At 32.1% G+C, this 19512-nt stretch carries 17 protein-coding genes; 12 read left to right on the plus strand and 5 right to left on the minus strand.

Annotated elements, in window-relative coordinates; all coding sequences use genetic code 11:
* The 7 genes from EMN46_RS19635 to EMN46_RS08885 all read left to right on the plus strand — a co-directional run.
* The coding region (locus tag EMN46_RS19635) for a transposase (protein ID WP_368667511.1) at window positions 1-204 on the plus strand (204 nt) is incomplete at its 5' end.
* Window positions 201-686 carry a hypothetical protein gene (locus tag EMN46_RS08860; RefSeq protein WP_154200449.1) on the plus strand — a complete coding sequence of 162 codons (486 nt, stop codon included), beginning with the start codon at window positions 201-203 and terminating at the stop codon, window positions 684-686. The genes EMN46_RS19635 and EMN46_RS08860, both read left to right, overlap by 4 nt.
* A gap of 1012 nt (window positions 687-1698) precedes the next feature.
* Window positions 1699-3291, plus strand: a complete 1593-nt coding sequence (locus EMN46_RS08865; RefSeq protein WP_154200450.1) for a DUF4435 domain-containing protein — start codon at window positions 1699-1701, stop codon at window positions 3289-3291.
* 177 nt (window positions 3292-3468) lie between these two features.
* A complete protein-coding gene (locus EMN46_RS08870; protein ID WP_154200451.1) occupies window positions 3469-5850 on the plus strand; it encodes a hypothetical protein in 2382 nt (793 codons plus the stop codon).
* 171 nt (window positions 5851-6021) lie between these two features.
* On the plus strand, window positions 6022-6306 hold the full coding sequence (locus tag EMN46_RS08875) for a hypothetical protein (RefSeq protein ID WP_154200452.1): 285 nt from the start codon (window positions 6022-6024) through the stop codon (window positions 6304-6306).
* 244 nt (window positions 6307-6550) lie between these two features.
* Entirely contained in the window at window positions 6551-7282 is a 732-nt protein-coding gene (locus tag EMN46_RS08880) for a hypothetical protein (protein ID WP_154200453.1), read from the plus strand.
* A 67-nt stretch (window positions 7283-7349) separates the two neighbouring features.
* Window positions 7350-7922, plus strand: coding sequence for a GRAM domain-containing protein (locus tag EMN46_RS08885; RefSeq protein WP_229130320.1), 573 nt, complete (start codon window positions 7350-7352; stop codon window positions 7920-7922).
* A 193-nt stretch (window positions 7923-8115) separates the two neighbouring features.
* Here the strand turns inward: EMN46_RS08885 and hcp are convergent, their stop codons facing one another.
* From hcp to EMN46_RS08900, 3 genes are read right to left on the minus strand one after another with little or no spacing between them, the layout of a single operon-like run.
* Window positions 8116-9771 (minus strand): hydroxylamine reductase, encoded by a 1656-nt coding sequence (gene hcp / locus EMN46_RS08890; RefSeq protein WP_154200454.1) that lies wholly within the window; start codon window positions 9769-9771, stop codon window positions 8116-8118.
* Window positions 9772-9808: 37 nt separating this feature from the next.
* Window positions 9809-10498, minus strand: coding sequence for a DUF2249 domain-containing protein (locus EMN46_RS08895; protein WP_195715227.1), 690 nt, complete (start codon window positions 10496-10498; stop codon window positions 9809-9811).
* Window positions 10499-10508: 10 nt separating this feature from the next.
* Window positions 10509-10700 carry a ferredoxin gene (locus EMN46_RS08900; protein WP_154200456.1) on the minus strand — a complete coding sequence of 64 codons (192 nt, stop codon included), beginning with the start codon at window positions 10698-10700 and terminating at the stop codon, window positions 10509-10511.
* Window positions 10701-10808: 108 nt separating this feature from the next.
* Between EMN46_RS08900 and EMN46_RS08905 the strand changes: the two genes are divergently transcribed.
* The 3 genes from EMN46_RS08905 (at window position 10809) to EMN46_RS08915 (ending at window position 13014) form a co-directional block, all read left to right on the plus strand.
* Entirely contained in the window at window positions 10809-11480 is a 672-nt protein-coding gene (locus EMN46_RS08905) for a Crp/Fnr family transcriptional regulator (protein WP_154200457.1), read from the plus strand.
* Window positions 11481-11856: 376 nt separating this feature from the next.
* Window positions 11857-12294 (plus strand): Fur family transcriptional regulator, encoded by a 438-nt coding sequence (locus tag EMN46_RS08910; protein WP_154200458.1) that lies wholly within the window; start codon window positions 11857-11859, stop codon window positions 12292-12294.
* Window positions 12295-12309: 15 nt separating this feature from the next.
* Window positions 12310-13014, plus strand: coding sequence for a peroxiredoxin (locus tag EMN46_RS08915; RefSeq protein WP_154200459.1), 705 nt, complete (start codon window positions 12310-12312; stop codon window positions 13012-13014).
* 94 nt (window positions 13015-13108) lie between these two features.
* On the opposite strand, the gene EMN46_RS08920 is transcribed toward EMN46_RS08915, so the two are convergent.
* Both EMN46_RS08920 and EMN46_RS08925 read right to left on the minus strand, forming a co-directional pair.
* A complete protein-coding gene (locus EMN46_RS08920; protein ID WP_154200460.1) occupies window positions 13109-14926 on the minus strand; it encodes an LTA synthase family protein in 1818 nt (605 codons plus the stop codon).
* Between the two features lie 23 nt (window positions 14927-14949).
* Window positions 14950-15606 (minus strand): phosphatase PAP2 family protein, encoded by a 657-nt coding sequence (locus EMN46_RS08925; RefSeq protein ID WP_154200461.1) that lies wholly within the window; start codon window positions 15604-15606, stop codon window positions 14950-14952.
* 410 nt (window positions 15607-16016) lie between these two features.
* Between EMN46_RS08925 and EMN46_RS08930 the strand changes: the two genes are divergently transcribed.
* A complete protein-coding gene (locus EMN46_RS08930) occupies window positions 16017-17339 on the plus strand; it encodes a pitrilysin family protein (protein WP_154200462.1) in 1323 nt (440 codons plus the stop codon).
* A gap of 86 nt (window positions 17340-17425) precedes the next feature.
* Window positions 17426-19489: a pitrilysin family protein gene (locus tag EMN46_RS08935; RefSeq protein WP_195715228.1), complete on the plus strand. Its 2064-nt coding sequence runs from the start codon at window positions 17426-17428 to the stop codon at window positions 19487-19489.
* Window positions 19490-19512 lie beyond the last annotated feature (23 nt).

Below are 19512 nucleotides of genomic sequence, written 5' to 3' on the forward strand. Positions count from 1 at the left end.
GAAAGAGGTGCTAATGAAAATACGAATGGATTAATCAGGCAGTACTTCATTAAAGGATCTTCTTTTGATGGAATAACAAATGAAAAAGTACAATGGGTGCAAGATAAACTAAATAATAGGCCTAGAAAGCGTCTAAATTACTTGACTCAAAATGAAAAATATAATTATGTTGTAAATAATCAAAAAGTTGCATTTGCAACTTGAATTCAGGTAATAAAATAGAAGATGTAATTGATAATAAAATCAATAAATCCGATGGTTCTAAAACAGAAAAGAATACTGATTCTGAAACTGATTCTGACAAAAATGGTTTTAAAGAAATTACGTATTTAGTCATACGGCTATTTCTAAATGTATTGAAATCTCCATTCAAAATATTTGCAAAATATTTAAGAGATGAATTTATTATAGCAATAAAAAAAGATGCTCAACTCTATGCATTGATTATGGGAATAATGGGTGTCTTATTTGTGGTCTTTTCTGTACTATGGCTTTCTATTTCTGTTGCAGTTGGTGTTTACTTTTATGAACATGGCTACTCAATATTAATTTCAATAATTTATTCTATCGGGTTTCAAATAGTTAGTTTTATTTTGATTGGTTTAATTGCTTATATCTCTTCAAAAAAACTTAAATCACTTAAAATGATGAAAAAACTTGCTAATGTTAAGTTGGATATCGACTGATTATAAAATAATTATTAGCTGATAAAACAAGAAATAGAATATGAGTTTAAACTTGGCGCTTCCATTTTGCAAGTTTAACTGCGGACTTTTTTGCTAGTATTTAGCGGTTTATTTCGCATAATTTTTGTGAGTCATCAGACAGATAAATTGTTTAAATAAAAATGAACAGATTGTATAATGGGAAGCTCAGTACAAGAGTAGAACGACATCCCATTTAACAATGGATGTCTATGCATTTATCGACGCTTTTGCTTGTTTTCTGATGACTATGGAGGGGGAATTAGAGTCATATTATTGGATTAATATTTATGATTAATAGTCTTTTGTCGACTACAGAGCCTTTGCTGGTGCGCGATTGTATCGCGTTTCCCTAGATTAAAAATAAAAACTACAATTGGTTGTAGCTCGCTTTATCTTTCTTGTAACTTGACAGGAAAGAGTAACACGGCATGCCATGAAACATTATATAAACGATTATACCATAAATATTTTCCTACATCAATATCAGCCAGTGAACAATGTAAGGCAAGGGATGTTCTTCGAAATCCTAAGTAAACGATTACCTTATTCTTCTGTTCATAATTATGTAGACCTATTCTATTTTATGTATGCTTTGTGCTTTCCCATCGTTTAATTTATTGTTTACTGTTTATCTTTTATAAGTTTGGTAAGCAAAAACGATGAGTCATTGATTTATTGGTCTGTTACGCTATTCGTTTGCCACAGATTTGTATGAGTAAGTTGTTGACTGAAGATCTATTCAAGAATGTCTGGGACATGGCAGTTCTAAAACGACTGAAATATATACCCATGTTTCCAATAAGGATTTTATTAGATTCAAAAATCCTATTAATAATCTTATTGATGACAAATAAATATTTTTATACACTTACACAACCATATCGGCTGTGTAAGTGTATGTTTTAAGATCGATAAAAGAAATATAAATGTAATACACATTTATAATCGTTGTGTTGCATTAGAAAAAAACTCTGCGAAAAATAAATCTACAATGAAGATAAATCTACCAAGAAAAAAGGAACATCCAGAAAACATTGAAATAGACGCAAGTAAAATTGTCGTAATTGGAGCAAATGGTTCAGGAAAAACCAGATTTGGTGCAAAGATTGAGGAAGGGTATTTGGATAATACACTTAGGATTTCAGCCCAAAAGTCCTTGACAATGCCAAAACACGTAAGTCCAAAATCTCGAGAAATTGCTTTGAATGAATTTTGGTACGGGCAAGACAATGATAACACAGATTGGCTGAAAAAAAATGGAAAACTTCACGGTCGTTGGAGCAGAGATTTTAATGTTTCTTTATTAGATGATTTTGAAAAACTTTTAGTGTTGTTGCATACAGAAGAGTATGAAGAATCTCTTAAATATAAAGAAGGGGAAATTGAAAAGCCTATTACTAAATTAGATAGAATACAATCACTTTGGGAAATTGTGTTGCCTCATAGAAAACTCATTAAAAGGGCGGGAGTCATTGAAACATGTCCAAGTGACAAACCTGAAGAAAAGTACAATTCTTCCCAAATGAGTGACGGAGAAAGAGTTGTATTCTATTTCATTGGTGAGGTAATTTGTAGTAAAGAGAACTCAATAGTAATTATTGACGAACCAGAATTACATTTACATAAATCAATAAGTGTAAGCCTTTGGGATGCTATTGAAAATGAAAGACCTGACTGTACTTTTATATATCTAACACATGACTTAGATTTTGCAACTTCAAGGAATAACTCAACGAAAATATGGGCAAAATCATTCGAAGGTGATAATACATGGGATTATGAGATTCTTTCTGAGAATGCACTTATACCTGAGCAAATATATTTAGAAATTATAGGCAGTAGAAAGCCAATTCTCTTTTTTGAAGGAGAGAATGGTAGCATAGACAAAAGGTTATTAGAAAAAATATATAAAGGCTCTACATTAAAGCCATTAGGAAGCTGTGAAAAAGTGTTTTCATCAACCAAAGCATTTAATGATTTGAATGGTTTTCATAATATTGAAGCAGTTGGTCTAATTGATAGAGACAGAAGAACTAATGACGAAATTGAGCATATAAATGATGCTAATATATTGGTAGCAAAAGTCGCAGAAATTGAAAATTTTCTACTTCTTGAATCTATAATTAAAGCGGTAGCAAGATTCATGAATAAAGATGCGGATGCTGTATTTGAGACTGTAAAGAATAATATTTTACAATTTTTTGAATCACAAAAGGAAAGACAAGCTACTGAACATACAATTTCAAGAGTTGAAAGGATTTTTAAAACAGTTACAAACAGTAAGGATTCTAAAACAATAGATGAACTAAAAAATGAATTAGACCAGTTTTGGGGTAGTCAAGACTTTAAAGCAGTTTATGATTCGATTATCGACCAATTTGATAAACTTCTTCAAGAAGGAGATTACTATGGAGTTCTAAAAGTTTTCAATAATAAAGGAATGCAAGCTAAATCCAATGTTGCAAATCTCTGTGATATAAACACAAAAAATGATGCTTATTTTAATTTAGTTCTTTCAATCCTACAGACTGAATCAGCTGACAGTTTGTCTATTATAGAAGAAATCAAGAGTATGATAGAATAATAACGCAACACAACATTTTGTATAAGTAATGGCAGGGACAGTGCTAAATATCAAGGGTTGCAACCCGCTCAAACTGCGTAGTGGTTTGACAGGGAATTACCACGCAATCTGCCACTACTCATACAATTTACCGTTGTGCATCATGCAAGAAGCTACCTACATTAAACAAACAACAAGATGAGTGATAAATTGAATGAATCAACATTAGAAGCTAGAATTGATGGGATTCTCAAGCAGATTTTTCCAACATTCAATGATGTTAATGTGCAGCATCAAAAATCTTTTAGCATACATTTTGGACATCATAATGTGTTAGTTGATTTAAAAGACCCATCTAAATATGCATCACGAGCAATATTGGATATACTTCTTACAATAAATGATAAAAATGTAATATTACTTGAATTAAAAAGAGAAGGACTAGCATTGACATCAAATGACAAAGAACAAGGATTATCGTATGCAAGACTTATTAATCCAATGCCTCCAATTACATTAGTTTCAAATGGAACTGAGAATCAATTTTACAATACATACACAAAAGAGAGTTTAGACTGTAATGAAGTTGATGTTTCTCTTATTAAGAAAATCACGGAAAGCTCTTTCAAATTAGCTTTGAATGATTTTAAAGAAGCTGTAAATACCTTACTAAATAATGACAATAGTATCTTTTCTAAAATAATTAATCAAATTTCTGCGGATAAGTTTGAGATACAAACAGGTAAAATTGATGACTTTTATAAGCCAATATGTTCTGAGTTTCAAATTGAACGCGAATTGTTAGAAGATATAGAAAAACTTTTCACAGATTCAAATTCATTAGTCGGAATAGTAGGTCATTCGTTTAGTGGTAAAACTAGTTTGCTATATCAATATTTCAAAAAACTTAACTCAGAAAATAATTTTCTCCTATACATTGATTGTTACGACCATAACTACTCAATATTACAGCAATTAGCTAATCATTTTTCAAGAAACACAAAAGTTTCAATAACGAAAGATAAAATTAGGGAGTGGTTAATAAATTCACTAAGCAATAATACAGAAGCAAAATTCTATCTTTTATTAGACAATTTCAACAATGAAGTTCCAGATGAAATTAAAAATGAGATTATCGAGCTAATTGATATTTTCTCAGGTATAAATCAGCATACTTTATATACAATTGATGAATTTAATTTCAAAAAGATAGCCTTTGTAGAAAATAGGAGATATAAAACTATTATCGGAAATCAAAGCAAAATACTACAGTTGGTTGAGTTTACTGATAAAGAATACTATGCTTCAGTAAATCATATGTATGAAAATTTTAGAGTAGCAATAGAACATGGAGGTCATTTTACTCAAGAATATAGACAACCAAGAGTTCTTAGGCATTTAGTAAGCATTTTCCACAAGGACATACCTGAGGAAAAGTATGCTAAAATCCTAGCTGTTCCTGATTTTAACTATTTAAAATCATTTGCTAGTAATAATCACTATACATCAAAGGTTCATACATTATATAAAAAGATTGTTGCCTGTTTTATTGCTGAGTCTAAGTTAAGAATAGATGATATTGACTTGAATATAGTCGCTTCTGGAACAGGTGCAATTAAAATTGAAACATTTAAAAGATTCTTTACAGATGATTTAGATGCATTAATTAAGTCTTCTTCTATTGTAATTAGAGAATTACGAAATGGTTTAATAGTTATTCTTCCAAAAATTCCAGAATTAATTGCCTTTCATTCTATTTCTGCAATAACAAATATCATAGCAAAAGAAACTTCTGATTATAAGGAGATATGTGATAAACTAATTGAGTTGGTAACTCCAATTCCATATTGCGATATTGTTGCTACTGGTGTTCTAATGAATTTTGGAAATGAGAAACATATTACTCTGTTTTCTGAATTAGTTCAAGAACTTCTTAAAATACCACCCCATTATGAAGAAATTGGTAAAGGAACAAAGACTTTAATGTATATGGAAGGGGTAGGTCATATTCAAATGAATTTTGAAGATGATATGGAAGACGGAGGTTTTATTGCAGACTTTATGCCATTTGCAATATTGTCTCAAGTTGCTGGATACCCTTTAGGTTTAGTGAATAATGAAGAATACTCTACGTATGCTTTTCACTTACATTTGCTTGAAAGGGTGGCATCGAATGAAAACTTTATTAGAAGAGCAGATGTAAGTTCAATTCAAAATATGAAATCCTATGAAAGTTATGATTGGGAAGGAATTGGGCATATCGTAAGTGGACATGAAGGGATAATTGAGCCAATAGTACAGTCTATTCAAAAATGCTTCTTTTCCATACCAAAAGAAATTGAGAGATTATACGAGAAGGGGTTTAAAGAAAATAACTTTCCATTGATATGGCGAATTTATCTTGCATTAAGACCTTTAACGGATTACTCAGATGAAGATATTACAAATCAAGTTAATAGTTTTTTAAGCAAGTTTGATGCATATTTTAATTCATTTATGTCTGATTTCTTTACAAGAAACATTGAGGATGAAGAAGAAAAGGAAAGAATAAAAAACAGATTGAAAAAGTTGAAAAAATAATAAAGCACGAATGCACAACAATGTATAAAAATAATAGCCGAAATAGCAGTAAATTCAAGGGGTGTAGCCCGCTTCAACTTTCTTGTAACTTGACAGGGAAGTGCAACGCAGTCGGCTACTATTCTTATACTTAACGTTATGTGGCATTAAACATTATGTAATAAAAATTAAATGAAGAATTCGAGAGGTCTATTATACCCAGCTTTACATAAATTCTATAGTGCTTTGTCTAGTTTAGAAAAATTTGAAAAAGGGTCAAACTTCTTCGATAATATTTGTCACTTAGATAATTTTTTTTCAGAATACAGAAACATCACATTTGTATTGCAAAAATCTCTGGCTAAAACAGAATTTAGGACTGTATATGAGAAATTAAGAGATAAATATCTTGTTAATGATGTAGGTAAATGGTTTATAGGGAAACGGAATAGTTACAGTCAAAGAACAACCATTTGATTTAGAGAAAAAAATAGTAATTAGTATATATTCAGGGAGAAGTATTTATTGCCTGCCTGATTTAAATTTCACGATTGAGAATGATGTCGATTTCTCGTCTATAATTGAATCATTAAGGACGTTTTTTGTTAATTTAGGTCAAATTGAAGTCTTCTTTTCTGCAGAGTTCACATTTTATGAGCGAGGATGCTCAAAAGATTTATATGATAATTTTATTTTTGGAATAACACAAATGAGACTCCTTTTGTCTGAAATGCAAAAGGAGTTGAATGAAGATTGTGTTTTGTCAGAAGAACTTGAGAAAAGAATAAGTAAGTTGACTTTTTATCATGTCCCAAAAGATTTTCTTTTTGCAGACGACTATGTTTTCAATTGTAAATATGAGAATTTTGAAAAAGCATCCAGAGCTGCATTCTCTTTTGGTCATGACAGTCCTAGGTCACCAATCGAAAATTTAGATAAAATCATACCGGATGGAGATTTACTAAAGAAGTTTGAATTAATGCATTTATTGTTCTTTCAAAAACAAAGTAAATTAATGCCTACTTGTATGATAGTATTTAGCGATAATACTTTTGAATTAAATAGTTTTGAATCTTCAATAAAAACGACAGTATATAGGAAGTTTAATGAAATAGCTAAACGCATTGAAAAAGAAGACATAGTCAATATTCTTTTTGTAACAGAAATGTATATTTACAATACAAATGATATAAAAAATCTTGACAGTCAAGAAAGGGGTAAACATGCGAAAAATGAGATTCTAATATTTTTCATGATTGATAATCAGCTGTCAATTAAGTCGCATAGCTATGATACAAAGAAAGTCAATGATTTAAAATATATCGCTTCTATCATGCATTCTAATCAAACTGAGCAAGAATTACCTGCATTTATGAATCCTGTAAAATTAGAATTCGAAAGATTGTTAAGAGATGTAGATGAGACAATAACGCCACATAACAATGGCTCATAAAGCATATTTTTTGCCGCAGGCGCAACACAAAAAATACGCTTCATAGCCGAACCGTTAAAACAAAATTATGGAAATAGGAACAAAAATGATAAAATTGAATTGGAAATACCGAATTATTACTGCCATTTTGATTGGACTTTTATATGTTGGAGTATTAATGGTATTCGACTATTTTTCTGACGAAAAACTTTATAGTATAAATAGTCTAATTTTTCAAGGAATTTTTATCGGAGTAATTATGGGTTTAGGATTTCCCTATGTAACTGAAAAGTTCGGAACAAGGTTTACATCGAAAATCGGAAAAAACATAAAACCTGAATTAACTCATGACGAAACTATTGAAATTGAGGGTCCCGCAAGTTTATTTCGTGGAATGGAAGGTGTTGGCGGAAAAATGTTTTTAACTAACAAAAAAATTGCTTTTAAATCTCATAAAATAAATATTCAAAAAGGACAAACTGACATTCTTTACGAGAATATTACGGAAATAATAAAAAGAAAAACAGCGAAACTAATAAATAACGGAATTCGAATAAAAACCAAAGACGGAAATGAATTTGACTTTGTTGTTAATGAACGAGAAAAGTGGATTGAAAAGCTGAACGAAAAAATAACGCACGACAACACCGTGTGTAATTAATTGCTAGGTCACTGCTGACTTACGAACATTCCTGCGGAATATTCTATCTGTGATTAGTTTGCTAACTTAGTCGCTAAACCACGTTACTAAACAGACACTCCAATGTTGCAAATTATAGCATTTGCCTTATTCCATTAAAATTACAGCTAAAATACTCTTGTAATTAAAGAATATTTTAGCTGTATTTGTTTATTTATGAATTCATAAATAGTTTAATATCGTCTTCGACAGAACCGATACTTGCAATACCAAAATTATCAACTAAAACCTTAGCCACATTTGGCGATAAGAATGCAGGTAGTGTTGGTCCCAAGTGGATATCTTTTACACCCAAATAAAGCAATGCTAACAATACAATAACTGCTTTTTGCTCGTACCAAGAAATGTTGTATTCTATTGGTAAATCATTAATATTTTCCAATTCGAATACCTCTTTCAATTTAAGCGCAATAACAACTAAGGAATAAGAATCGTTACATTGTCCTGCATCTAAAACGCGAGGAATACCATTAATATCACCCAATTGTAATTTATTAAAGCGGAATTTTGCGCATCCAGCGGTAAGAATAACCGTGTCTTTAGGTAGTTTTTCAGCAAATTCGGTATAATAATTTCTGCTTGTATGACGACCATCGCAACCTGCCATTACAAAAAACTTCTTGATTGCTCCAGTTTTAACAGCATCAACAACTTTATCGGCAAGCTGAATAACTTGATTATGAGCAAAACCTCCAACGATTTCTCCTTTTTCAATCTCAATAGGAGAAGCACATGTTTTAGCTAATTCGATAATCTCAGAAAAATCTTTGCGTTTACCGTCTACTCTTTCAGTAATATGTTTCGATCCAGGATAACCAGAAGTACCTGTTGTGAATACTTTATTGGCGTATTTAGCATCTTTTTTAGGAGGAACAATACAATTGGGCGTAAATAAAATGGGGCCATTAAAGCTTTCGAATTCTTCTTTTTGTTGCCACCATGCATTGCCATAGTTACCAATAAAATGTTTGTATTTTTTAAATGCAGGATAATAGTTTGCAGGCAACATTTCACCATGCGTATAAACATCAACACCTGTACCCTCGGTTTGTATTAAGAGGTCTTCCATATCTCTAAGGTCGTGACCGCTAATTAAAATACCTGGTTTGTCGCTAACCCCAATATTTACTTTTGTAATTTCAGGATTACCGTAAGTTGTTGTGTTGGCTTTATCTAAAAGAGCCATTCCATCAACACCAAACTTACCTGTTTCAAGCACAAGAGCAACTAATTCGTCAACAGTCAAATTATCATTAGTCGTATCGGCTAATGCTTTTTGCATAAAGGCACAAAGTGTGTTGTCTTCGTAATCTAAATTGAATGCATGTTCAGTATATGCTGCCAAGCCTTTTAAGCCGTAAATTACTAATTCGCGCAAGCTGCGTATATCTTCATTTTTGGTAGTTAAAACGCCTACTGATTTGTTTTTTGCTTCAAATTCTGCAACAGTATCGCCTGTCCATATTGCCGAGTCGTGTAAGTTTTCGGGAACAACACCTCCTGCTTTAAGGTAAGCACCTTTCAACTCTTCACGTATTTTTAAACCTTCTCTAATGATATCGATAAAACGATCTTTATCGAAATTTGCATTTGTAATAGTCATAAACAAACCATCAAAAACAAGCTTATTGGCTTTTTCATTTTCAATTCCTAATTCTCGTGCTTTAGTTGCAAAAATAGAAACACCTTTTAATACAAAGATTAATAGATCCTGCATATTGGCAAGGTCTTCTTTTTTACCACACACACCTGCAACTGTACAACCTGTACCTTTAGCAGCTTCCTGACATTGATAACAAAACATGCTCATGATTTATTTTTTATGATTTATTTGATTTTTACTTTACCTATTTATTAAATCCTGTTTCCGGATTTTTCTCGCCAAAAGTTTCGGTTAAAACGGCCATTATTTCTTTTTTTGATTTCCCTTTCTTTTCAGCATTTTTAATAGTGATATATGCCTTAAAAAGTGGAGACTGTGCTATTTCAGAAGCGAAATGGCCATTCCCCTGATTCCAGATAATCAATGAAAAAAGCTCGTCGAACTCAGCAACGCTAGTTCCGAGATAGTAAGACTTAATTAATTCGCGGGTTGCTTGCTTAATTCTGCCAGATCCAACTGCGTTGGTTAGCGAGAGTAAGAGTTTGGTTTTTAGTTCAATTGCCGGATTTTTTTTATTCCAAATATTGTCCCAAAAGTTTACGGTAAGGTCGGCTATAGCCTTATCAATTTCTGCAAACTTGGGCATTACAATCGGCTTCAATGGTAATTCAACATCACTAGCTTCCTTAACTTCAGTTCGATAAAAATAAACAACGTAGTTTGCATCGGTTAACTTCTCGGTTTCTGAAACAAAACCAATATTTTCCATGGTAGAATAGAGAGGTATGGGTTCAAAATTCTGAATCACTTTAATTCCTTCTCCAAGCTTGAGGCTTTTGGCCTTTTTGAGTATAGCCAAAAGAAAATTACCTTTTAAAGATCTCACATCTAATTCGATGAAACCCTCTTTGTTCTTAATTGCAGTGTTTTCCATACTAGTAGGTTTAGTCTTCATGACTTATAGCTTCAACTGGGCATTCGTTCTCTGCCTCAAGAGCGCAATCCTTACAATCGGAAGGTACCGGATTGATTTTCACATGAGATTTACCGTCATCTTTCATCTCAAAAACTTTAGGACATATGCTTTCACAAATTCCACATCCAATGCATGTTTCTTTATCTACACTTGTTTTCATATCAAATGATTTAATTAATTACAACAGTGTAAAATTGAGAAAGTAAATTGATACAAAATGTAACCCAGATTACATTTTGGGTTTATTTTTTATATTTGTAGAAAAAAAATGTTTTCAGAATTAGCAAACACATCAATTTTTAAAGGTTTAAAAACCTCAGAAATCATTCAAGTTCTAAGCGGTGTTCATTATAATGTCCATTCGTATGAACCGGAATGTACCATAGCATTTGCCAGTGACAAAAGTGATGAATTTTTCATCTTGCTCGAAGGGCATGTAAAAGGGGAAATGACATCCTATAACAACAAAAATATTATAGTTAGTGAAATTCATGCTCCCGATACTTTTGCTGAAGGTTTCCTATTTGCCGATAAAAATAAATTGTTGGTAGATATTATAGCCATAACAAGGGCAAAAGTTTTAGTCATTTCAAAAAATGAACTGTTGAAACTATTAAATAAAAACACTCAGATACTCAACAATTATTTGGTTGCAACCTCAAACCGTTTTGTAATTGTATCTGAAAAGCTGAAATTTTTGATGTTTAATACAGTAAGAAGTAAATTGGCTATTTATATTCTTGATATGGAAAAAGAGTGTATTGGGGAAGAAAGTTTTAGATTGGGAAAAACCCATGAAGAATTAGCCACCTTATTTGCAATTACTCGCCCAGCACTAACACGTAATTTGCTAAGCCTTAAAAAAGATGGTTTAATAGAAATTAAGAATAAAGAAATTAAAATAATTGATAGAAAAAGACTCATAGAATTACTAAACTAAAGGATGATAACATACTTCTAGTTATGCTTAAATGATAATGAATTGATTGAATAATGGGAAGCTTTTTTTAAGGCTTCCCATATTTTTACGTTCAATTTTTCGCAAATGGAAACAGTTGAGCAAGTTATTATTCTTATTTATGCTTGTGCAAGTAGATGCTAATTAGTTGTCTAGGAGTTTTTTATTCTTTAAAAAGTTGTCAGAGTAGGATAGAATAGTGATTTAGATCTCCCAAAACGGAGTCTTAAGCTAAGCTGTAATGTTAATTTATCCCAAAACAAAAAAAAATATATACAGATGATGCATGGAATTAAAATAAAAGGTGTAGTTTTGAATATAGTTTAAACAGGAATGATTCTTATTTAGAGTTTAGTCAATGATTGAAGCAATAGAAATACGAAATAAAATATCTGAAAAAGGATTGAAGGTTACACCGCAAAGAATGCGCGTGTTGGAAGCTGTATACAAGCTTGACAATCATCCAACGGCAGAAAAAATTATAGAATATATCAGAAAAACAGATCCAAATGTGGGTTCTGGAACTGTATATAAAGTTTTAGAGACCTTAGTTGAAAAGAATTTACTCAATAAGGTAAAAACAGAAAAGGATGCCATGAGATACGATGGTACTCTTGAGAATCATCATCATTTGTATTGTGTAGAGTGTGATTATATCGAAGATTTTGTTAACGAAAAACTTGATAAACTATTAAAAGATTTTTTTGAGGAAAATCAGATCAATAATTTTATTGTTGACGATATAAAACTAAATATCAGTGGGAATTTTATTATTCATAAAAATAAAAATCATTAATTAATAAAAATAGTTATGGGATGTGCAACTGGCATTAAGCCAAGAAAAAAAGTTACAGAAAATAATAATTTAAGTACAAATTTAAAACAAGAGGAGACTAAAACGATGAGCGCAACAATGGTTAGACAACAAATGCCAGAATTTAAAATGGATGCTTATAATGCTAAAACAGGTCATTATACAGAGGTGTCAAGTGAAGATTATAAAGGTAAATGGTCAGTAGTTTGTTTTTACCCTGCCGATTTTACTTTTGTTTGTCCAACCGAAATTGCTGCGATGAATGCACATTACGATGAATTTGAAAAACTTGGAGTTGAGTTATTACCTGTTTCAGTTGATTCAAAATTTTCGCATAAGAGATTTGCAGAAACAGAGCCTATTCTTAAGGGTTTACAATTGACAATTGGTGCTGATACAACACAAGAAGTAAGTCGTGCGTTTGGTGTGTTAATTGAAGAAGAAGGTGTTGCTTTAAGAGGTCGTTTCTTATTTAATCCTGATGGTATTTGTGTTGCTCAGGAAGTTCAAGCTGACTCTGTTGGTAGAAATGTGAAAGAATTCTTAAGACAAATTCAGGCTTGGCAACATGCAAGCAAAACTGGAGAAGTTTGTCCTGCTGGATGGAGACCTGGTAAAAAAACATTACCTGTAAATACTGATGTGGAAAAAATGACAGGAAAAGTTGGTGATTATATTACTATCGAAGAAATATTGAGCTAATTCTAAAATAAGAATATAGTGTTCTTGATATACAAAAATGGCTAGCTTTTCAATTGAAGAGCTAGCCATTCTTATGTTTTATGCTTTATAGAATCTAAAGCTTAAAAAAGCTGTAGTCTAAGTATTGTAGCATGGTTTCAGCATTTTTGTGTTTCTTAATTTCCGATTTCCAGTTGTTAGAGTTGAGATCGAAAATTAATTTTTCTTCAGAATTTACATAACCAAATCCATTGTTATAGGTAAAGTAAGCGTATCCTTCTTGATTTTTGTTGAAAAGGTTTTTCCCGATTGTAAAGTCACTGGCATCAATTCCCATTTGTGGTAAAAGAGTAGGGGCTATATCGGCTTGGCAACCGTATTTCTCAACTTTAAGACCTTTTTGTTTTAAGCAACCACCTAACCAAAGCATTGGTATTTTGTATTTATTAGGATCATTAGGCTGAAAATTTTTCACATAACGTACGCCATGATCAGCCACTAGAACTACCAAAGTGTTATCCCAACTTGGTAATTTTTTAAGTTTGCCTATAAACTCACCTAAACACTTGTCGGTATAATAAGCAGCATTCTTGAATAAGCTAGTTTCATCTGTTCCTTGTATTACAGTCTTCATAGGAACGTTAAATGGCTCGTGGCTGCTAAGTGTTATACAGGCTTTAAAGAAAGGTTTTGTCTCTAGTTTAATGTCGTGATACATTTTATCCAATAGAAATTCATCATGAACGCCCCATTTAGATGTGTTTAATTCACTGGGAAAATCATTCATCGATACCGTACTTTCGAAACCAATATTCGATAAATAAGAGTTCATGCTGGCAAAATGCAGATCGCCACCATAGTAGAATGTACTACTGTAGCCTTCTCGTTTTAAGCTATTACTCAAACTTGGTAGTTTTTGTACTTTACTCTGAAATTCAATTACAGGTTTTTGTGGAAGCGATGGAAAGCCTGAAAGCACACCAACGAGTCCAATTTTTGTTCTGTCACCAATGCCATAAAAGTTGGTGAATAGAATCCCTTCATTGGATAATGATTGTAAGTTTGGCGTAATGCCTTTTTCACCTCCAAGGTCTTCAATAATGGAAGCGGTGAAACTTTCTAGAACAATTAAAACAATATTTGGTGATTTACTTGTCAGTAAGCTATCTTGATCGACATTATTAGCCGCAAGCAGTTCTTTAAATCTGGATTGAACTTCATCGTCTGAAATAAGCTTAATTCGTTTCGTTTTATTCAATTTTTTAAGAGAGTACGAAAAGTTCCAAATTGGGTTAACCGATAATAAGTTGGCGTATGTCTTTGATGAATGGTAAACAAAACCAACATTCATAGGAGCAATGCCTAAACCACCTCTTATGGGAATAATCATGCTGGCCGTTATCAGTAACATAACTGGAAAGAACTTTAGTTTGGCAGGAACTATAGCATCGAGCCTTTTAATTACAAATTTATTTAACAACTTAAAGCCTATGATATACATGGCAATAAAGATCACAAATAAAATAATAAAGGTTGATATTGTTGTTGATGCAGCAGCTTCTTTAGGCGTTTTTAAATAGCTTAAAATGGTACCATCAATATGGAATCCCCAGTTACGGAATAGTTCTAAGTTTGGAACAACAATAGATAAGCTCACCAATAGAAGTAAACCATATAGAATTTGAAATACTAGTTTCAATTTTCTACCTGGTATCGTTATACTAAAGCTTAAAATTAAACCTGTCAACATTAGAATATAACCCGTAATGGAAATATCGTGATATAAGCCGTAAATAAAGGATAGTATAATGTCTCCAAAACTTAAAAGGCTAGTTTGTGAGTATTGATATAGCGAAAATGCAACGCGAATAAATATCATGAAAGCTAACCACGAAAGTGCTGCTGCAAGGAAAAATTTTAATCTTTCTTTCATAACTTATAATTGAATGTGTAATGTTATTTGAAAATAGAGATGATAGCCATAACTAATATTGAAAGGCTTCCCCAGGTTATAATATTAAATTTCCAATCCTTTTCGGTTGTTGGATTGTCTAGCTTAATGAACTTGAATTTTGGTAGAATTTTGTAGATTAAATATCCAAAGAAAATTCCAATACCAGTTCCCACAATAATATCACCAGGGTAATGAACACCAAGGTAGATGCGTGAATAGGATACTAAAATAGCCCATGAGAATAAGAATAGGCTTAGTTTCTTATTGCGGAAAAGAAAACTGCAGAATGTTGTCAATCCAAATACGTTGGCTGCATGCGATGAGGCAAAACCATATTTTCCACCTGTGTATCCATTTACAATATGAACTAAATGAGATATATCAGGAGATCGACTGGGGCGAAAACGCTGGAAATATGGTTTTAATATTCCCGATGCCATTTGATCGCAGCAGGTAATGACAAGTGCAATTGCAACTAATAAATACAAACAGTTTTTCCAGCCATAGCTGCGGTATATCTGAACGATGATTGCTAGATAAAAAACAGCCCAAACCAGTTTTCCTGAAATAAGATACATGAAAGAATCGAAAAATGAAGAGTGTATGCCATTAAGGAATAATAGTAATTCCTGATCGAGTTGGTTAAGCGTTTCGAGCATGTTTGTGTTCTTAATATAGAGTGCTAATAATAGATAGCAAGTTTTGAAATTTTAAAATAAGTGTAAAACTAGTGATAATCCTTATAATACACCGAATGGAAAATGAATTGAATAAATAAAATAATAATTTTTAACTCACAGCTAGGAAGAATTTATTGTTGGGAAGGTGCTTTCAGAAAATAAATTGTTTGTTTTAGCGTGTTGTATTTAACTTTTATCGTGTCATATTTCGTTTTGTCCAATAAAATTGGTTGAAAACAATAATAAGATTAATATTACTAATTAAATATATAATTCCACACCTTTAATAAACATAAACTAGGTGGTTGTTGCCTATTTTTAAGAGATTAAGAGTCTAAGCTATTGATCTTTTGTTTGGTATAACAATCAATAATCTAAAAATTATAGAGATGATTAGAAAACTGTTTTTATCGCTTTTGTTTGCAAGTATTTTTGCAATTGGAGGTATTGCTCAAACCGGAAAAATCGTGTTTGACGAGTATGATTTGGATAATGGCTTACATGTCATTCTTCAGCAAGATCATACGACACCTAATATTGTTGTTTCGGTAATGTACCACGTTGGGTCTAAAAATGAACAGCCTGAACTAACAGGTTTTGCCCACTTTTTTGAACATTTAATGTTTGAAGGAACCGAAAATATTCCACGTCACCAGTACGATAAATATGTATCGAGAGCTGGTGGTTCTTTAAATGCAAATACATCTAGCGATAGAACGTATTATTTCGAGATGTTACCTTCTAATCAATTGGCATTAGGTCTTTGGTTAGAGTCTGAAAGAATGATGCATGCTAAGGTTGAGGATATTGGAATTAAAACTCAAAAAGGTGTTGTTATTCAAGAAAAAAAACAAAGCTATGATAACAAACCTTATGGTAAAATTTTACCTGAGACTATGGCTCATGCCTATACAAAGCACCCTTACAGATGGATTCCTATTGGAAACGAAGAACATATTCGTAATGCCAAAACTGAGGATTTTGTAAAATTTTACAAAGAGTTTTATGTTCCTAATAATGCTGTTTTAACTATTTGTGGTGATTTCAAAAAAGATGAGGCTAAAAAATTGGTTTCCGATTATTTTGCTGCTATTCCTAAAAGAACTGAAGAAATTTATCGTCCTAACATTGTAGAGCCTAAGAAAACTGCCGAAGTAAGAGATACGGTTTATGACAATATTCAATTGCCAGCTATAATTCAAGCTTATCATATTCCAGCAATGGGAACCAAAGATTATTATGCAGCTAGCATGTTGGCTAAGTTGATGAGTGATGGTAAAAGTTCTCGTTTATATAAATCGTTGGTTAGCGAAAAACAAATGGCTATTGAAATGGTTGCTATGCCAATGCCAAACGAAGATCCAGGCTTAGCTTTAGCATTAGGAGTTCCAAATATGGGTGTTGATACAAAGGCTTTAGAAGATGAAATGAATAATGAGTTTTCTAAAGTTCAAGAGGAATTAATATCTGAAAAAGAGTATCAGAAATTGCGTAATAAAATCGAAAATGAGTTGGTAAACTCGAATGCAACAATTGCAAAACGTTCGGAGAATTTAGCAACTGCGTATACTTATTATAAAGATACTCAAAGAGTGAATGAGGAATTGAATAACTACTTTGCTGTAAGTCGTGAAGATATTCAGAAAGTAGCAAAAAAATATTTTGTACCTGAAAACCGTGTTGTCCTTTATTACTTACCAAAGGCAAAATAAGGATTAATTAATATGATTAAGAGTCAAATTTAAAAGACTCCATTTTATTGGGATAGGTTTAGGCCTTAACACATAAATTATAAATGATGAAAAAACTAAATAAATTTTTATTTATACTTGTTGCTATTTGTATGGTAACATCTGTTCATGCACAAGTGGATAGAACAAAAGCACCCGCTGCGGGGCCAGCACCTAAAGTGCAGTTGGGCGATTACGATTCTTTTACCCTAAAAAATGGCTTGAAGGTTTTGGTTGTAGAAAATCACAAAATACCTCATGTAAGCTTTTCATTAAATCTAAATATCGATCCTATTGTTGAAGGTGATAAAGCAGGATTTTCTTCTTTTGCTGGTTCGTTAATGGGAACAGGAACAACCACAAGAACAGATGCTCAACTTGCTGAAGAAATTGATTTTATTGGAGCAGATATAAATACATCAGCTGGCGGAGTTAGCGCTGGTGGTTTGTCTCGCTATAAAGAAAATATTATTGAATTAATGGCAGATGTTACATTGAACCCCTCTTTTCCAAAAGCAGAGTTTGATAAAATCGTAAAGCAAACTTTATCAGGTTTAGAATCTTCTAAAAATGATCCTAAGTCTATTGCTTCTAATTTGAGAAGTCGAATTCTTTATGGTAAAAATCATCCTTATGGTGATGTGATGACTGAAGCTACGGTTAAGAATATTACTTTAGGTGATTGTGAAAATTACTATGCTACTTACTTTAAACCTAATGTTGCAATTTTGGCAATTGTAGGTGATATTACGACTAAGGAAGCTAAGAAATTGGTTAAGAAATATTTTGGGAAATGGGAAAAAGCTGATGTTCCTACATTCAAGTACGATATGCCAGCTAAAATGATTGGCAAACGTGTTGTTCTTGCAAATAGAGATGCTGCGACTCAATCGTTGGTTCAGATTATTAATACGTTTGAACTTAAAAAGGGAGATCCTGATGTGATTCCTTCAAGAGTTATGAACTCTATGTTAGGTTCTGGTTTTTCAGGTTTATTATTTAAAAATCTGCGTGAAGATAAGGCTTATACTTATGGAGCTTATTCTAGTATTTCAAGTGATAAATTAGTTGCGAATTTTAGAACAACATCTAATGTTAAGTCTGTAGTTACTGATAGTGCACTTGTTCAAATGGTAGTTGAAATAGATCGTATTCGTGATACTAAATTGACTCAAGATCATTTAAATATGACAAAAGCAGCTATGGCAGGAGATTTTGCTAGAGCTCTTGAATCGCCTTCAACTATTGCAAGTTTTGCAATGGCTATTGAACGCGACAATTTACCTGCTGACTATTATGCTACTTATTTAGAGAAGTTAGATAAGGTAACTTTGGACGATGTTCAAGCAATGGCTAAAAAGTATATTGATCCTAATAACGCTGTTTATTTAGTAGTTGGTGATAAAAAATACAAAGAGAGATTAGCTAAGCTAAGCTCTAAAGGGGTTGTTGAAGAATATGACTATAAAGGTGATATCGTTAAGGTCGATCCTAATGCTATTCCAGAAGGTTTAACAGCTAATGCTGTGGTTGAAAGTTATATTAATGCTATTGGTGGTCGTGAAAAACTTGAAAGCATTAAAGACATGAGTGTGAAAGGCGAAATGAAAATGGGACCTATGGTTATTAGTGTTGATCAAGCATATAAGAATAATGATAAGTTTTCTATGTCTATGGTCATGAATGGACAGGTTATGCAAGCCATCAAATACAATGGAACTTCTGCAAAAATAGTTGCTCAAGGTCATGAGAGTGTTGCCAATGCTGAACAATTGAAAGGGTTTAAAATGCAAGCCCATATGTTTGCAGAGCTCGATCTTGAAGAATTAGGATTTACTACAAAAATTGTTGGTGCCGAAATGATCGATGGAAAGAAAGCATATAAGTTGGAGGTTGATGGTGTAGACGGTACAACAAAATATGACTTTTATAGTGCAGCTACCGGTTTAAAATTAAAGACTGTAGCACAACAAAATGGTATGTCTGTTACTATGATCTATGATAAATATACCGATGTGGAAGGCTTGAGATTTCCATTTTCGACAATTACTAAGATGGGACCTCAGGAAATGCCTTTGACCATTACTAGTTTAGAGATTAATAAAAATATTAAAGATGAACTATTCAATTAATAGTTGAACTGCTTAAAATGAAA

Origin of the sequence: Ancylomarina sp. 16SWW S1-10-2 (assembly GCF_009669305.1) — a bacterium.
Lineage (GTDB): Bacteria > Bacteroidota > Bacteroidia > Bacteroidales > Marinifilaceae > Ancylomarina.

Excerpts from the sequence above, each read along its gene's own strand:
- EMN46_RS08920 (WP_154200460.1), bottom strand. The coding sequence starts at position 14,926 with ATGAAAGAAAGATTAAAATTTTTCCTTGCAGCAGCACTTTCGTGGTTA.
- EMN46_RS08900 (WP_154200456.1), bottom strand. The coding sequence starts at position 10,700 with ATGAAAACAAGTGTAGATAAAGAAACATGCATTGGATGTGGAATTTGT.
- EMN46_RS08905 (WP_154200457.1), top strand. The coding sequence starts at position 10,809 with ATGTTTTCAGAATTAGCAAACACATCAATTTTTAAAGGTTTAAAAACC.
- EMN46_RS08875 (WP_154200452.1), top strand. The coding sequence starts at position 6,022 with ATGAAGAATTCGAGAGGTCTATTATACCCAGCTTTACATAAATTCTAT.
- EMN46_RS08935 (WP_195715228.1), top strand. The coding sequence starts at position 17,426 with ATGAAAAAACTAAATAAATTTTTATTTATACTTGTTGCTATTTGTATG.
- EMN46_RS08910 (WP_154200458.1), top strand. The coding sequence starts at position 11,857 with ATGATTGAAGCAATAGAAATACGAAATAAAATATCTGAAAAAGGATTG.
- EMN46_RS08895 (WP_195715227.1), bottom strand. The coding sequence starts at position 10,498 with ATGGAAAACACTGCAATTAAGAACAAAGAGGGTTTCATCGAATTAGAT.
- EMN46_RS08925 (WP_154200461.1), bottom strand. The coding sequence starts at position 15,606 with ATGCTCGAAACGCTTAACCAACTCGATCAGGAATTACTATTATTCCTT.
- hcp (WP_154200454.1), bottom strand. The coding sequence starts at position 9,771 with ATGAGCATGTTTTGTTATCAATGTCAGGAAGCTGCTAAAGGTACAGGT.
- EMN46_RS08930 (WP_154200462.1), top strand. The coding sequence starts at position 16,017 with ATGATTAGAAAACTGTTTTTATCGCTTTTGTTTGCAAGTATTTTTGCA.
- EMN46_RS08915 (WP_154200459.1), top strand. The coding sequence starts at position 12,310 with ATGGGATGTGCAACTGGCATTAAGCCAAGAAAAAAAGTTACAGAAAAT.
- EMN46_RS08865 (WP_154200450.1), top strand. The coding sequence starts at position 1,699 with ATGAAGATAAATCTACCAAGAAAAAAGGAACATCCAGAAAACATTGAA.
- EMN46_RS08870 (WP_154200451.1), top strand. The coding sequence starts at position 3,469 with ATGAGTGATAAATTGAATGAATCAACATTAGAAGCTAGAATTGATGGG.
- EMN46_RS08885 (WP_229130320.1), top strand. The coding sequence starts at position 7,350 with ATGGAAATAGGAACAAAAATGATAAAATTGAATTGGAAATACCGAATT.